The sequence below is a fragment of the Bradyrhizobium sp. MI1.4 genome, from assembly GCF_055811315.1.
In genome coordinates this window covers 123,227-137,379 of the sequence record NZ_JBVVPP010000001.1, presented here as the reverse complement: position 1 = coordinate 137,379, position 14,153 = coordinate 123,227, and the positions used below count along the sequence as shown (strand labels likewise).

Below are 14,153 nucleotides of genomic sequence, written 5' to 3'. Positions count from 1 at the left end.
TCCGTTGACTTGGACCCCGTGCGCGGCTTTCTAACAGCGCCATGATCGAGAAAAATTACCAGCCCGCCGATATCGAAGCCCGCATGTCCGTCGTGTGGGAGGACAGCCTTGCCTTCAAGGCCGGCCGCCCAGACCGCCGCGACGCTGTGCCCTTTACCATCGTGATCCCGCCGCCGAACGTGACGGGCTCGCTGCACATGGGCCACGCCCTCAACAACACGCTCCAGGACATCCTGTGCCGGTTCGAGCGCATGCGCGGTCGCGACGTGCTGTGGCAGCCCGGCACCGACCATGCCGGCATCGCCACCCAGATGGTGGTGGAGCGGCAGCTGATGGAGCGCCAGCAGCCCAGCCGTCGCGAGATGGGCCGCGAGAAGTTTCTGGAGCGGGTCTGGCAGTGGAAGGCCGAGAGCGGCGACACCATCATCAACCAACTCAAGCGGCTCGGCGCCTCCTGCGACTGGTCGCGCGAACGCTTCACCATGGACGAGGGCCTGTCCAAGGCCGTGGTCAAGGTGTTCGTCGAGCTGCACCGCGACGGACTGATCTACAAGGACAAGCGGCTGGTGAACTGGGACACCAAGCTGCTCACCGCGATCTCCGATCTCGAAGTGCAGCAGACCGAGGTCAAGGGTAGCCTCTGGTACCTGCGCTATCCGATCGAGGGCAAGATCTTCAGCCCCGAGGATCCCTCGAGCTTCATCGTCGTTGCCACCACGCGCCCGGAGACCATGCTCGGCGATACCGGGGTGGCCGTGCATCCCGACGACGAGCGCTATCAGAAGCTGGTCGGCAAGAACGTGATCCTGCCGCTGGTCGGCCGCAAGATCCAGATCGTCGCCGACGATTATTCCGATCCGGAGAAGGGCTCGGGCGCGGTCAAGGTGACGCCGGCGCACGACTTCAACGATTTCGAGGTCGGCAATCGCCACGGCCTCGCCCGAATCAGCGTCATCGACAAGGAAGGTTGCCTCGATCTCCTCGACAACGAGGATTATCTGCGCGACCTGCCGGAAGGTGCCTCGCAGTTCGCCGAGGAGTTCAACAAGCTCGATCGCTTTGCAGCGCGCAAGCGCATCGTCGAGCGACTGGAATCGTTCGGTTTCGTCGAGCGGATCGAACCTCACACCCACATGGTGCCGCATGGCGACCGCTCCGGCACGGTGATCGAGCCCTATCTGACCGACCAATGGTATGTCGACGCCAAGACGCTGGCGAAGCCCGCGATGGCCGCCGTGCGTTCGGGCGAAACCACCTTCGTGCCAAAGAACTGGGAAAAAACCTATTTCGAGTGGATGGAGAACATCCAGCCCTGGTGCATCTCGCGCCAACTCTGGTGGGGCCACCAGATCCCGGCCTGGTACGGTCCTGATGGCAAGGTGTTCGTCGCCGAGACCGAGGAGGAGGCCGTCAGCCACGCCCTCGGCTATTACGTCGAGCAGGAAGTCATCACGGTCGAGCAGGGCCGCGAGATGGCGCTCGACCGCAACAAGCGTGACGGCTTCATCACGCGCGACGAGGACGTGCTCGACACCTGGTTCTCCTCGGCGCTGTGGCCATTCTCGACCCTCGGCTGGCCCGCAGACGCGCCGGAAGTGCAGCGCTACTACCCGACCAACGCACTGGTGACGGGCTTCGACATCATCTTCTTCTGGGTCGCCCGCATGATGATGATGGGGCTGCACTTCATGAAGGAGGTGCCGTTCTCGACGATCTACATCCACGCCCTCGTCCGCGACGAGAAGGGCGCCAAGATGTCGAAGTCGAAGGGCAACGTCATCGATCCGCTCAGCCTGATCGACCAATATGGTGCGGACGCGCTGCGCTTCACGCTGGCCGCGATGGCCGCGCAGGGGCGCGACATCAAGCTCGCCACCAGCCGTGTCGAGGGCTATCGCAATTTCGCGACCAAGCTCTGGAATGCGTCGCGCTTTGCGGAGATGAACCATTGCGCCGTGCCCGAAGGCTTCGAGCCGGCGAAGGTCAAAGAGACGCTGAACCGCTGGATCGCACATGAGAGTGCGCACACCACGCGCGAGGTGACCGAGGCGATCGAGGCCTATCGCTTCAATGACGCCGCCGGCAGCATCTACCGCTTCGTGTGGAACGTCTATTGCGACTGGTATCTCGAGCTCGCAAAACCCGTGCTACTCGGCCCCGACAGCCCTGCCAAGGCCGAGACCCGCGCCATGGTGGCATGGGCGCGCGACGAGATCCTGAAACTGCTGCACCCCTTCATGCCCTTCATCACCGAGGAGCTGTGGGAGGTGACGGCCAAGCGCGACGGTCTGCTCGCGCTGGCACCGTGGCCGCTGAAGCCGGCCGGGCCGACGCCGGAGCAGCTTGCGATGCTCGCGGCGACGACGGGGCCGACCGACGCGCTCGTCTCGCCGGTTTGGGTGCTGCCGATCTTCGACCATGCCGACTTCACCGATCCCGCGGCCGAGGCCGAGATCGGCTGGGTCATTGACCTTGTCACGCAGATCCGTTCGGTGCGCGCCGAGATGAACATCCCGCCGGCGACCCTCACGGCGCTGGTGCTCGCAGGCGCCTCGGCCGAGACGAAGGAGCGCGCGCCGCGCTGGAGCGACGTCATCAAGCGCATGGCGCGGCTGTCGGACATCTCCTTCGCCGACCGTGCGCCCGACGGCGCGGTCCAGCTCCTGGTGCGCGGCGAGGTGGCCGCGCTGCCGCTGAAGGGCGTGATTGACGTCGTCGCCGAGCGCACACGTCTGGACAAGGAGATCGGGAAGGCCGACGCCGACATCAAGCGTGCCGAGTCCAAACTGGCCAACGAGAAATTCGTGGCCAACGCGGCCGAGGAGGTCGTCGAGGAGGAGCGCGAGAAGCGCGAGGCCGCGCTCGCCCGCAAGGCCAAGCTGCTCGAGGCGCTGGAGCGGCTCAAGCAGGCGTCGTAAGCTTATTTCGGAAACGGCTTGCTGAGGAATTTCGAGCCCCTGACACCATAGCGCCAGGGCAGCTCGACCGCCTTGGTGATGCCGATCCGGATGCCGGCCGCCACCTCGACGTCCTCCGTCCGCGCATGCAGCGCGATCGGCGGACGGTCGAGCGGCAAGGCATTGTGCGCGATGGTGATGCCGAGCGCTTCGGTCAGCTTGCCCGGGCCCGAGCACAACGTGTGCAAATCCTGGAGATGGCGGCGCCGCCGCATCGCGGCGATTCCGTGGGTCGGCTCCAGCGCGCGGATCAGCACGGCGCTGGCCGAGCCTTCTTCCTCGCAGACGAAGTTCACACACCAGTGGATGCCGTAGGAGCGGTAGACATAGGCAAAGCCGGGCGGGCCGAACATCACCTGGTTCCGCGGCGTCGGGCCATTGTAGGAGTGCGCCGCCGGCTCGGTATGATGATAGGCCTCGACCTCGACGATGATCCCGCCAACGCCGTTGACCAGCATGGTCGCACCGATCAGATCGGGCGCGACCTCGTGGACGCTGCGCGCGAAAAAGGTACGCTTCAGGGCTTTGCCGAGCCGAGGAGTAGAGGTCTTCGAGACTGGAGCCATTCGAGGTGAGAATCGCCAGAGAACAGAGCAGGATATTGCCCATATCTGCCATGTTCCCTGAAGCGGTGCGAGCCGGGTTGCGATGCCCGGCCAGACCGACTAGGTAGGACTTGGTCAGACCGGACACCCCATGGTCGTTATCGTCGATACCATCTCGAACCCGCTGCGCCCACGTCACCCCGAAAAGGTGAACCGGCCCGATTCCGCTTCGCCGCCGAAGCCGGACTGGATCCGCGTACGCGCGCCCAACACCCGCGGCTATGCCGACACGCGCAACATCGTGCGCGCCAACGGCCTGCATACGGTGTGCGAGGAGGCGGGCTGCCCGAATATCGGCGAGTGCTGGGACAAGAAGCACGCGACCTTCATGATCATGGGCGACACCTGCACCCGCGCCTGTGCCTTCTGCAACGTCAAGACGGGCATGCCGAATGCACTTGACGCGGCCGAGCCGCAGAACGTCGGCGAGGCTGTGGCCAAGCTCGGCCTTGCCCATGTCGTCATCACCTCCGTGGACCGCGACGATCTCACTGACGGCGGCGCCGAGCATTTCGCCCAGACCATCCGCGCGATCCGCGCCGCGTGCCCCTCGACCACGATCGAGATCCTGACGCCCGACTTCCTGCGCAAGGAGGGGGCGCTGGAGGTCGTCGTCGCGGCGAAGCCCGACGTGTTCAACCACAATCTCGAGACCGTGCCGTCGTGCTATCTCACGGTGCGGCCGGGCGCGCGCTATTTCCATTCGATCCGGCTGTTGCAGCGGGTCAAGGAGCTCGATCCCACCATCTTCACCAAGTCCGGCATCATGGTCGGCCTCGGCGAGGAGCGCCACGAGGTGCAGCAGGTGATGGACGATCTGCGTTCCGCTGACGTCGATTTCCTGACCATCGGGCAATATCTCCAGCCGACCCGCAAGCATCACGCCGTGATGCGCTACGTGCCGCCGGACGAGTTTTCGTCCTACGAGAAGGTCGCCTACACCAAGGGTTTCCTGATGGTGTCTGCGAGCCCGCTCACCCGTTCGTCGCATCATGCCGGCGAGGATTTTGCGAAACTGAAGGCCGCGCGGGCAGCAAGCGCCCGCTGAATCGCCATGCCCAATTTTTCGAGCAAGCGTCGTGTCGATCACAGCGCGTCCGAGATGTTTGATCTGGTCGCTGATGTCGAGCGCTACCCGGAATTCGTGCCGCTGTGCAGTGCGCTGAAGGTCCGTCAGCGCATGGCGAAACCCGACGGCACCGAGGTGCTGGTCGCGGACATGACGGTGTCGTTCAAGCTGGTCAGGGAATCCTTCACCAGCCGCGTGACGCTCGACCGCGCCAATTTGAAGATCCTGGTCGAATATCTGCAAGGTCCCTTCAGCAATCTGGAAAACCGTTGGACGTTCGAGCCCAAAGGCGAGAGCGTTTGCGATGTCGGCTTCTTCCTTGCCTACGAGTTCAAGAGCCGCATGCTGGCGCTCCTGATGGGCTCGATGTTCGACGCCGCGTTCGCGCGATTTTCCATCGCCTTCGAGAAGCGGGCGGATGCGATCTACGGACGGCGGAAGCTGGTGTCGTCGTAGTGGTTGCGGACGGGCACGCTCTCTCCTCCTTCATTGCGAAGAGCCCTTGCGACGAAGCAATCCAGAATCCCTCTGCGGAGAGACTCTGGATTGCTTCGCTGCGCTCGCAATGACGATGGGGAAGGCAGGCGTGCCAAAATTTCAATCCACCGCCTTCACGACATCCGGCGGCTGCGAGGCATAATACGCAGCGGCCTGCTCGATCTCCAGCGGCGTCATCGCACGGGCAATGTTGCGCATCTCTCGCCGTTGGTCTGGCATTACAGGGCCCACTCTCCAACATCGCCGCCGGCGTCATGCTGCTGCTGTTTCGACCCTTCCACATCGGCAATGACGTCGAGGTCACCTGCATGGCGGGAAAGGTCAAGTCTCTACGGGCTGGTGTGGGGCGCAGCCATCGTATCACAGCGCGATCAAGCAGTGCGTGCTCGATCACGTGAGTGCTTAACTCGCGGCTGCGTGAGGGATCTCACCCCCGCGGTCAGCGCGGCGGCCTGCGCTTCACCGCGTGCCGGCGCGGTGATCGTGTCACGCGCGGGCGCAGGCGGGTTACTGCGGCGGCACGTTTCGGCTTGGCCGTAACTTGCGGGCCGCGGGCGAGATCCATCAGCATGCGCAGCGCCTCGACCACGGAGCGCTGACGCACGGCGGTGCGGCCGATGGCGCCAAAGCGATGCTCGCGATGGACGATGCGTCCGTCGCGCGCGGCGGCGGCGAAATGCACGAGGCCAACCGGCTTGCCGGGCGTGGCGCCGCCGGGGCCGGCAATGCCGGTGATAGCGACTGCAAGATCGACGCCGGCACGCTCCAGCGCGCCGACCGCCATGGCTGTTGCCGTCTCCCTGCTGACGGCGCCGAAATTGGTGAGCGTGCTTACCTCGACGCCGAGCATCGCGCGCTTGGCGTCGTTGGAATAGGTGACGAAGCCGCGATCGATGACGTCGGAAGAGCCGGGGATGTCGGTCAGCGCACCGGCAACCAGGCCGCCGGTGCAGGATTCCGCGGTCGCGATCGTCAGCTTGCGCATCCGGCACAAATCGAGCAGCGAGCGGGAGAGGGCGCGTGCGTCGCTGCCGGCCATGGCCTAGACACTCCAGGGCAGACGGATGGTGGCGCTCGCGGTGGCCGCGATGCCTTCCTCGCGGCCGGTGAAGCCGAGCCGCTCGCTGGTGGTCGCCTTGACCGCGACGCGGGAGATGTCGACGCCGGAAATCTCGGCGATGCGCGCGCGCATGGTCTCGCGCAAAGGGCCGATCTTCGGCCGCTCGCAGATCATGGTCACCTCGAGATTGGCGATGCGGCCGCCGCGCTGGGTGACGCGCTCGATGGCGTATTGCAAAAACTGGTCGGAGGAGGCGCCTTTCCACTTCGCGTCGCTGGGCGGAAAGTGCGATCCGATGTCGCCGTCAGCGAGCGCGCCCAGGATGGCGTCGACCAGCGCATGCAGGCCGACATCGCCGTCGGAATGGGCCAGGAAGCCTTTGGTGTGCGGCACGCGCACGCCGCATATCATGAGATGGTCGCCCTCGCCGAAGGCGTGGACGTCGTAGCCCGTGCCGGTCCTGATGTCGCCGAGCAGGCTTGCCAGCCGCGCTTCCTCGCGCACGAAATCCTCGGGAGTGGTGAGCTTCATATTGGCAACATCGCCTTCAAAGGTTGCAACCGTCAATCCCGCCCATTCGGCAATCGCGGCATCGTCGGTGAAATCGCTGCGCCTGTCCTTGGCCGCGCGACGATGCGCTTCGAGGATGACGTCGAAACGAAAGGATTGCGGCGTCTGCGCAATTCGCAACCGCGCCCGGTCCGGCGTGTCCTCGACATTGTCATTCTCGCCGGTGATCTTGATGGTGTCGGTGACGGGAACGACGGGGATCGCCGCGCCGGTGCGGCTGGCCGCATCGATCGCGCGGGTGATCACGCCTTCCGAAACGAAGGGTCGCGCGGCGTCGTGGATCAGGACGATGTCGGGCTTGTGCCTGGCGAGCGCTTCGAGACCGGCGAGCACCGAGGCCTGCCGGGTCGCGCCGCCATTGACCGGCGCCTCGTGGCCGAGCCCTGCGACCGCCGCCGTGAACATGGCGCTGTCGTCCGGGTTCACGACTGGCTGAACTGCGAACACGTCCGCATGACGGCTGAAGGCCTCCATGGCGCGATAGATCACCGGCACGCCGCCGATCTCGCGATATTGCTTGGGGCCACCGGCGCCTGCGCGCAGGCCGCGTCCGGCAGCGACGAGGACGACTGCGGTGCGCTGTGATTTCGCCATAGGACTCAAATACTCATTTGGTGATGAAGAGAGTCGGGGGTGGGGTGATCGCCGCATGCCTCTAGCACGGCAGGCCCGCAATAAAAGGGGGTTTCCCCGGATTGTGGGAAACAGCATTTTGCTGCACTGCACTTGAAAGATTTGCAGAACTGTCTAAACTGTAGGCATGACGCTTGACTGCACAAGAATTGTGCGCAAGATAGGTCATGGCAGGCGCGATGAGGCGCTGCCAACGCAACGAGACCCCTGTGACCGGCTCGGTAGTATCAGGCTCTAAGCCATTGAAGATAGGCGATATTGATGTCGCCACCCCGGTCTTCCTGGCACCGATGTCGGGGGTGACTGACTCGCCCGTCCGCCGGCTTGCCGCGGAGTTGGGGGCCGGTCTGGTGGTGTCCGAAATGACGGCCAGCGACGAACTCGCCAATGGCCATCATATGTCCCGGTTGCGCTGCGAAGCCACGGGGATCGGTCCCCACGTGGTCCAGCTCGCCGGGTGCGAGACGCATTGGATGGCGGAGGGCGCCCGGATCGCTGAAGCCGAAGGCGCCGATATCATCGACATCAACATGGGCTGTCCGGCTCGTCACGTCACCGGCGGCCAGTCCGGTTCCGCCTTGATGCGCGACCTCGACCACGCCGTCAGCCTGATCGAAGCGACGATCGCGGCGGTGAAGGTGCCAGTGACGTTGAAGATGCGGCTCGGCTGGGACGACCGCACCCGCAACGCACCGGAACTGGCGCGGCGCGCACAGGCATCAGGCATCAAGCTCGTCACCGTGCACGGCCGCACCCGCTGCCAGTTCTACAAGGGCGAGGCCGATTGGGATGCGATCCGCGCCGTACGCGAGGCCATCTCCATTCCGCTCGTCGTCAATGGCGACATCACCACTTACGAGAAGGCCCTCGCGGCGTTAAAGGCCTCCGGCGCCGATGCCGTGATGATCGGCCGCGGCGCGCAGGGCCAGCCCTGGCTGCCCGGCCAGATCGGCCGCCGCCTCAAGGGTGGGGCGGTGGAAGCCACGCCGCCGCTCGAGACGCAGCTGCATTATGTGCGCACGCTTTATGAAGGCGTCTGCGCGCTCTACGGCCTGCGCATCGGGCTGCGGCACGCGCGAAAACATCTGGGCTGGGCGCTCGACGTCGCGGCCGATGTGAGCCGTGCGCCGGCCGAGAAGCTGAAATCCTGGCGCCAGAAAATCCTCACCTCGGAGGATCCGCACCTCGTTCACCGGTCACTGCAAGATGCCTTCGACGACTTCGCATGGAGCGCCGCTGCATGAGCTCAGTTGCTGAACATCGTCGGCCGTTTCCGTCCGACAGCGATGCCATCCTGGACGCACTTCCCAATCCCGTGCTGATGATCGGGCCGGACGGCAAAATCGTCGCCGCCAACATCGCAACCGAAGCCTTCTTCGATATCTCGACGCAGTTCTTGAAGCGGCAGTCGCTGAAAGAGCTGGTGCCGTTTGGCAGCCCCTTGCTGGCGCTGATCGACCAGGTGCGTTCGTCGAATGCACCTGTCAACGAGTACAAGGTCGATCTGGGCACGCCGCGCATGGGCGGGGACCGCCAGGTCGATCTGCACGTTGCCCCCGTCACGGAACGGCCCGGCCATATCGTGGTGATGCTCCAGGAGCGCTCCATCGCCGACAAGATGGACCGCCAGCTCACCCATCGCAGCGCCGCGCGCTCGGTGATCGCGCTCGCCGCGATGCTGGCGCACGAGATCAAGAACCCGCTCTCGGGCATCCGCGGCGCGGCGCAGCTCCTGGAGCAGCAGGCCTCCTCGGAAGACCGCATGCTGACGCGGCTGATCTGCGACGAGGCCGACCGCATCGTGACGCTGGTCGACCGCATGGAGGTGTTCGGCGACGAGCGCCCCGTGGTGCGCGGCCCCGTCAACATCCATTCGGTGCTCGATCACGTCAAACGGCTGGCGCAGTCCGGCTTTGCCCGCAACATCCGCTTCGTCGAGGATTACGATCCCTCGCTGCCCCCGGTGCTGGCGAACCAGGACCAGCTCATCCAGGTGTTCCTCAACCTGGTGAAGAACGCCGCCGAAGCGCTGATCGACGTTCCCGACGGTGAAATCCAGCTCACCACCGCGTTTCGCCCCGGCGTCCGCCTGTCAGTCCCCGGTCAAAAATCCCGTGTATCCCTGCCGCTCGAATTCTGCGTGAAGGACAACGGACCAGGCGTGCCGGACGATCTTCTGCCAAACCTGTTCGATCCCTTCGTCACAACCAAACAGACCGGCTCGGGTCTGGGCCTCGCGCTGGTCGCAAAGATCATCGGGGATCACGGGGGCATCATCGAATGCGAATCTCAGCCGCGCAAGACAACCTTCCGCGTGCTGATGCCGATGTATTCCACATCGGTGAAACATGCCGATCAAAGCAGTCACGACGGCTCTGCCGGGAAGTCGTCGTCTGCGTCACAGGGGGCGAAATGAGGATTAACGATGCCCGCAGGTAGCATTCTCGTTGCTGATGACGACACCGCCATCCGCACGGTTCTCAATCAGGCACTATCGCGCGCCGGCTACGAAGTGCGGCTGACCGGCAATGCCGCAACGCTGTGGCGCTGGGTCAGCCAGGGGGAGGGCGATCTCGTCATCACCGACGTGGTGATGCCCGACGAGAACGCGTTCGACCTGTTGCCGCGGATCAAGAAGATGCGGCCGAATTTGCCTGTTATCGTCATGAGCGCGCAAAACACCTTCATGACGGCGATCCGGGCCTCCGAGCGCGGCGCCTATGAATATCTGCCGAAGCCCTTCGATCTGAAGGAGCTGATCGCCATCGTCGGCCGCGCGCTGGCCGAGCCGAAGGAGCGGGTCTCGACGCCGAACGAGGACGCCGAGATGGAGGCGATCCCGCTGGTCGGCCGCTCGCCGGCGATGCAGGAAATCTATCGCGTGCTGGCGCGCCTGATGCAGACCGACCTCACCGTGATGATCACGGGCGAGTCCGGTACCGGCAAGGAGCTGGTGGCGCGCGCGTTGCACGATTACGGCAAGCGCCGCAATGGCCCGTTCGTCGCGGTCAATATGGCGGCGATCCCGCGCGACCTGATCGAGTCGGAACTGTTCGGCCATGAGCGCGGCGCCTTCACCGGCGCCAACACCCGCGCCTCCGGCCGGTTCGAGCAGGCCGAGGGCGGCACGCTGTTCCTGGACGAGATCGGCGACATGCCGATGGAGGCGCAAACCCGTCTGCTGCGCGTGCTTCAGCAGGGCGAATACACCACGGTCGGCGGTCGCACCCCGATCAAGACCGACGTTCGCATCGTGGCGGCCTCCAACAAGGATCTGCGCGTCCTGATCCAGCAAGGCCTGTTCCGCGAAGATCTGTTCTTCCGCCTCAACGTCGTGCCGCTACGGCTGCCGCCGTTGCGCGAGCGCATCGAGGATCTGCCCGATCTCATCCGTCATTTCTTCGCGCTGGCGGAGAAGGACGGCCTGCCGCCGAAAAAGCTCGATACGCTGGCGCTGGAGCGCATGAAGCAGCACCGCTGGCCGGGCAACGTGCGCGAGCTCGAGAACCTCGCCCGTCGCCTCGCGGCGCTGTATCCCCAGGATGTGATCACGGGCTCCGTCATCGACGGCGAGCTGGCGCCACCCACGGTCAGCCCGGGTGCCGCCGTCCAGCATGGCGTCGACAATCTCGGTGGCGCCGTGGAGGCGTATCTCTCCTCGCACTTCCAGGGCTTCCCGAACGGCGTGCCGCCGCCGGGCCTCTATCACCGCATCTTGAAGGAGATCGAGGTGCCACTGCTCACGGCCGCGCTCGCGGCCACCCGCGGCAACCAGATCCGCGCCGCCGATCTACTCGGCCTCAACCGCAACACGCTGCGGAAGAAGATCCGGGATCTCGATATCCAGGTGTATCGGAGCGGCGGCTAGCCCCACGCAACGGCCGGTGGCTCAGCTCCCCCTACCAAGCGGAGCTGAGCCTGTCCGATCGCGCTGGCCGTCGTGGCTGACGCGGTGAGCAGAAGTCCCGATCGGACTGAAATGTTCCGCAGGAACATTCAAAGGGTGATTTCAGCCGCGGGACGCGGCCTCACACCTATCTGACAAACCGGCCTGAGACCTGTATTGCGCTGGCGACGTTCGCATTGGGCTCCTGCACCCCGAGACCATTGACCAGCAGGTCCGCCGCCACGATCAGCAGCAGCACGGCCGATACCATCACTGCGAGAAAGAACCTGTGCATGCTGGTCAAGCCGCCGGGGCTGGAATCCGTTCCGGCCCTCCGGCATGTCGCTGTGGATGCGCGGGTCGGTCGCGGCGGTGACGCCGCGGAATTGTCGCAATTCGGCAACAATGTGGTACGAATACATCAGTAGCCGCCCGCCGCGGCCCCCCGTTTTCAGCACCCATTGCCGGAATGACCAGCGCAGACACCTCGGCCGCATCCTTTGACACGGCCCCAGCAGAAGAGCCCCGGCGTTGGTCGGCGCGACGCTGGCTGGCGCCGTTCGCCGTGGCGCTGGCGCTGCTGTCGGCCTTGCTCACCTTCCTGGTCCTGACCGGCCTCACCAGCATCGAACTGACGCCGCAAGTTGTCCGTTCGTTCTATCTGAGCAACGCAGCCACCATCCTGCTGCTGGTCGGCATCATCATCCGCGAGCTCTGGCAGCTGATCCTGGCGCGACGGCGGGGCAGGGCGGCGGCGCGCCTCCATGTCCAGATCGTCAGCCTGTTCTCGATCGTGGCGGTGCTGCCGGCGGTGCTGGTCGCCGTCGTCGCCAACGTCACCATCGAGCGCGGCCTCGACCGCCTGTTCTCCGGCCCGACCAAGGAGGTGATCCAGAATTCACTGACGATCGCGCGGGCTTACATGCAGGACCATGCGCAGCTGATCCGGGGCGACATTCTCGGCATGGCCAACGACATCGCCCACGCGCGGCCGCTCTACGACCAGGATCGCCGCTCGTTTCGCGAATTGCTGACGTCCAGCGCCGCCTCGCGCAATTTGCCGGGCGCGATGATCATCGACAAGAACACCAACATTCTCGAATCCGCCGACACCGGCATGCGGCTGGCCTATTCGCCGCCGGCACCGGACTTCCTCAGCAACGTCAACGAATCCGAACCCGAGATCGCGGTGCTGCCCGATGCGAGCTTCGTCGCCGCGGTGGTCCGCTTGCGCGCCTTCAGTGACACATTCCTCTACGTCGCACGGCCGCTCGATCCGAATGTCGTCAACCAGCTCAAGCAGACCGAGGTCAGCGTCGCCGAATACGCCCAGATCGAGTCGCGCCGGCTCGGCATCCAGGTCGCGTTCGCGCTGATGTTCGCTGTGATCGCGCTGACCATCCTGATGGCCTCGGTGCTGATCGGCCTCAACTTCGCCAACTCGCTGGTCTCGCCGATCCGGCGGCTGATGAACGCGGCCCAGACGGTCTCGACGGGCGATCTCCATGTGAAAGTGCCGGTGCACCAGTCGGAAGGCGACCTCGCCCAGCTGGGTGAGACCTTCAACAAGATGACGGAGGAGTTGCGTAGCCAGCGCGACGAGCTCGTCAACGCCAGCGAGCTCATCGACAGCCGCCGCCGCTTCATCGAGGCGGTGCTGTCGTCCGCCAGCGCCGGCATCATCGGCGTGGATACCTCAGGCAGCGTCGGCATTCTCAACCGTTCCGCCGAAAAGCTGATCGGTCACTCCGAAGCCGAGACGCTCGGCCATCCGCTCTCCGACGTGCTGCCCGAGCTCGAAGAGATGATGAAGACGGCGCGGGAAGGGACCCAGCGCCTGGTGCAGGGGCAGATCACGATCACGCGCGACGGGCAGGAACGCAATCTGTCGGTCCGCGTCAGCGCCGAGAAGACCAGCCAGCCGCACGACAGCTACATCATCACGCTCGACGACATCACCGAACTGGTCTCGGCGCAACGCACCTCGGCCTGGGGCGACGTCGCGCGCCGCATCGCGCATGAGATCAAGAATCCGCTGACCCCGATCCAGCTCTCCGCCGAACGCATTCGCCGCAAATTCGGCAAGGACATCACCGAGGGCAAGGACAAGCAGATCTTCGAACAGTGCACCGACACCATCGTGCGTCAGGTCGACGACATCCGCCGCATGGTCGACGAGTTCTCGCGCTTTGCGCGGATGCCTAAGCCGGTCATGGAGGGTGAGGACGTCGCCGACACAGTGCGGCAGGCGGTGTTCCTGATGAAGGTCGCCCACCCCGAGATCGATATCGAGGCCGAGTTCAAGGAAGACCCGCTGCGCGCCCAGTTCGACCGGCGGCTGATCTCGCAGGCCGTCACCAACATCGTCAAGAACGCCACCGAGGCGATCGAGCAGGTCCCCCTGGAGGAGCTCGGCAAAGGCCGGATCGACGTCGTGGTCTCGCGCGAGGGCGAGGACGTGCTGATCGACGTCGTCGACAACGGCATCGGCCTGCCCAAGGTGGCGCGCTCCCGCCTGCTCGAGCCCTATGTGACGACACGCGCCAAAGGCACCGGCCTTGGGCTCGCGATCGTCGGTCGCGTGCTGGAAGACCATGGCGGGCGCATCGAGCTGAAGGATGCCTCGGACTTCCGCGAGGGCCAGCGCGGCGCCTGGATGCGGATGCGTTTTGCGATCGCCGGCGCTCCCGCGAAAAGCGAGGGGGCCGAACCGGCAGCCGCGGCAACGACCAAGCCGGAAAGCGGCGAAACGGCTACGCAATCCCTCAAGGATCCGGAAACAAAAGAGGCGGCCGTCGAAACCAAAGAGCCGGCTGAAAAGACCAATGATTCAACGAAGATCAAAGCCTCAACAGGCAGCTGAGAAAACAGGCGA

11 protein-coding genes and 2 pseudogenes are annotated in these 14,153 nt (G+C 65.0%); 8 read left to right on the top strand and 5 right to left on the bottom strand.

Annotated elements, in window-relative coordinates; genetic code table 11:
• Nucleotides 1-41: 41 nt before the first annotated feature.
• Nucleotides 42-2,918, top strand: a complete 2,877-nt coding sequence (locus tag AC0L23_RS00645) for a valine--tRNA ligase (protein WP_085349819.1) — start codon at nucleotides 42-44, stop codon at nucleotides 2,916-2,918.
• Nucleotides 2,919-2,920: 2 nt separating this feature from the next.
• Here AC0L23_RS00645 and AC0L23_RS00640 read toward each other — a convergent pair whose 3' ends face one another.
• On the bottom strand, nucleotides 2,921-3,523 hold the full coding sequence (locus AC0L23_RS00640) for a DNA-3-methyladenine glycosylase (protein ID WP_085349818.1): 603 nt from the start codon (nucleotides 3,521-3,523) through the stop codon (nucleotides 2,921-2,923).
• Nucleotides 3,524-3,653: 130 nt separating this feature from the next.
• Between AC0L23_RS00640 and lipA the strand changes: the two genes are divergently transcribed.
• Together lipA and AC0L23_RS00630 are read left to right on the top strand one after the other, a co-directional pair.
• Nucleotides 3,654-4,610, top strand: coding sequence for a lipoyl synthase (gene lipA, locus AC0L23_RS00635; protein WP_007591147.1), 957 nt, complete (start codon nucleotides 3,654-3,656; stop codon nucleotides 4,608-4,610).
• A gap of 6 nt (nucleotides 4,611-4,616) precedes the next feature.
• Nucleotides 4,617-5,087 carry a type II toxin-antitoxin system RatA family toxin gene (locus AC0L23_RS00630; RefSeq protein ID WP_018457820.1) on the top strand — a complete coding sequence of 157 codons (471 nt, stop codon included), beginning with the start codon at nucleotides 4,617-4,619 and terminating at the stop codon, nucleotides 5,085-5,087.
• 141 nt (nucleotides 5,088-5,228) lie between these two features.
• Here AC0L23_RS00630 and AC0L23_RS00625 read toward each other — a convergent pair.
• Nucleotides 5,229-5,342: pseudogene (locus AC0L23_RS00625) on the bottom strand (c-type cytochrome); the annotation flags it as partial.
• On the opposite strand from AC0L23_RS00625, the pseudogene AC0L23_RS00620 reads away from it, so the two are divergent.
• Nucleotides 5,324-5,417, top strand: a pseudogene (locus AC0L23_RS00620) (mechanosensitive ion channel family protein); the annotation flags it as partial. The pseudogenes AC0L23_RS00625 and AC0L23_RS00620 sit on opposite strands and share 19 nt — an antisense overlap.
• Before the next feature lie 151 nt (nucleotides 5,418-5,568).
• Here AC0L23_RS00620 and AC0L23_RS00615 read toward each other — a convergent pair.
• Entirely contained in the window at nucleotides 5,569-6,168 is a 600-nt protein-coding gene (locus AC0L23_RS00615) for a CinA family protein (RefSeq protein WP_018457822.1), read from the bottom strand.
• Nucleotides 6,169-6,171: 3 nt separating this feature from the next.
• Nucleotides 6,172-7,353, bottom strand: coding sequence for a bifunctional 2-C-methyl-D-erythritol 4-phosphate cytidylyltransferase/2-C-methyl-D-erythritol 2,4-cyclodiphosphate synthase (locus AC0L23_RS00610; protein ID WP_018457823.1), 1,182 nt, complete (start codon nucleotides 7,351-7,353; stop codon nucleotides 6,172-6,174).
• 281 nt (nucleotides 7,354-7,634) lie between these two features.
• On the opposite strand from AC0L23_RS00610, the gene dusB reads away from it, so the two are divergent.
• The 3 genes from dusB to ntrC are packed head-to-tail and all read left to right on the top strand — an operon-like array spanning nucleotide 7,635 to nucleotide 11,260.
• The gene (gene dusB, locus AC0L23_RS00605) at nucleotides 7,635-8,636 is read left to right on the top strand and encodes a tRNA dihydrouridine synthase DusB (protein ID WP_018457824.1); all 1,002 of its coding nucleotides are present in this window, start codon (nucleotides 7,635-7,637) and stop codon (nucleotides 8,634-8,636) included.
• On the top strand, nucleotides 8,633-9,808 hold the full coding sequence (locus tag AC0L23_RS00600) for a two-component system sensor histidine kinase NtrB (RefSeq protein ID WP_026233448.1): 1,176 nt from the start codon (nucleotides 8,633-8,635) through the stop codon (nucleotides 9,806-9,808). Before dusB ends, AC0L23_RS00600 begins: the two co-directional genes overlap by 4 nt.
• A gap of 9 nt (nucleotides 9,809-9,817) precedes the next feature.
• Nucleotides 9,818-11,260: a nitrogen regulation protein NR(I) gene (gene ntrC, locus AC0L23_RS00595; RefSeq protein ID WP_007610301.1), complete on the top strand. Its 1,443-nt coding sequence runs from the start codon at nucleotides 9,818-9,820 to the stop codon at nucleotides 11,258-11,260.
• Between the two features lie 166 nt (nucleotides 11,261-11,426).
• Here the strand turns inward: ntrC and AC0L23_RS00590 are convergent, their stop codons facing one another.
• Nucleotides 11,427-11,573, bottom strand: coding sequence for a hypothetical protein (locus AC0L23_RS00590; protein ID WP_162847234.1), 147 nt, complete (start codon nucleotides 11,571-11,573; stop codon nucleotides 11,427-11,429).
• A gap of 174 nt (nucleotides 11,574-11,747) precedes the next feature.
• Here AC0L23_RS00590 and AC0L23_RS00585 point away from each other — a divergent pair, with 174 nt between their 5' ends.
• Nucleotides 11,748-14,141, top strand: a complete 2,394-nt coding sequence (locus tag AC0L23_RS00585) for a sensor histidine kinase (RefSeq protein ID WP_018457828.1) — start codon at nucleotides 11,748-11,750, stop codon at nucleotides 14,139-14,141.
• Nucleotides 14,142-14,153: the final 12 nt, after the last annotated feature.

What these genes read in the sequence shown, in the direction of transcription:
- AC0L23_RS00645 (WP_085349819.1), top strand. Translation starts at nt 42, where the DNA reads ATGATCGAGAAAAATTACCAGCCCGCCGATATCGAAGCCCGCATGTCC.
- AC0L23_RS00640 (WP_085349818.1), bottom strand. Translation starts at nt 3,523, where the DNA reads ATGGCTCCAGTCTCGAAGACCTCTACTCCTCGGCTCGGCAAAGCCCTG.
- lipA (WP_007591147.1), top strand. Translation starts at nt 3,654, where the DNA reads ATGGTCGTTATCGTCGATACCATCTCGAACCCGCTGCGCCCACGTCAC.
- AC0L23_RS00630 (WP_018457820.1), top strand. Translation starts at nt 4,617, where the DNA reads ATGCCCAATTTTTCGAGCAAGCGTCGTGTCGATCACAGCGCGTCCGAG.
- AC0L23_RS00615 (WP_018457822.1), bottom strand. Translation starts at nt 6,168, where the DNA reads ATGGCCGGCAGCGACGCACGCGCCCTCTCCCGCTCGCTGCTCGATTTG.
- AC0L23_RS00610 (WP_018457823.1), bottom strand. Translation starts at nt 7,353, where the DNA reads ATGGCGAAATCACAGCGCACCGCAGTCGTCCTCGTCGCTGCCGGACGC.
- AC0L23_RS00600 (WP_026233448.1), top strand. Translation starts at nt 8,633, where the DNA reads ATGAGCTCAGTTGCTGAACATCGTCGGCCGTTTCCGTCCGACAGCGAT.
- ntrC (WP_007610301.1), top strand. Translation starts at nt 9,818, where the DNA reads ATGCCCGCAGGTAGCATTCTCGTTGCTGATGACGACACCGCCATCCGC.
- AC0L23_RS00590 (WP_162847234.1), bottom strand. Translation starts at nt 11,573, where the DNA reads ATGCACAGGTTCTTTCTCGCAGTGATGGTATCGGCCGTGCTGCTGCTG.
- AC0L23_RS00585 (WP_018457828.1), top strand. Translation starts at nt 11,748, where the DNA reads ATGACCAGCGCAGACACCTCGGCCGCATCCTTTGACACGGCCCCAGCA.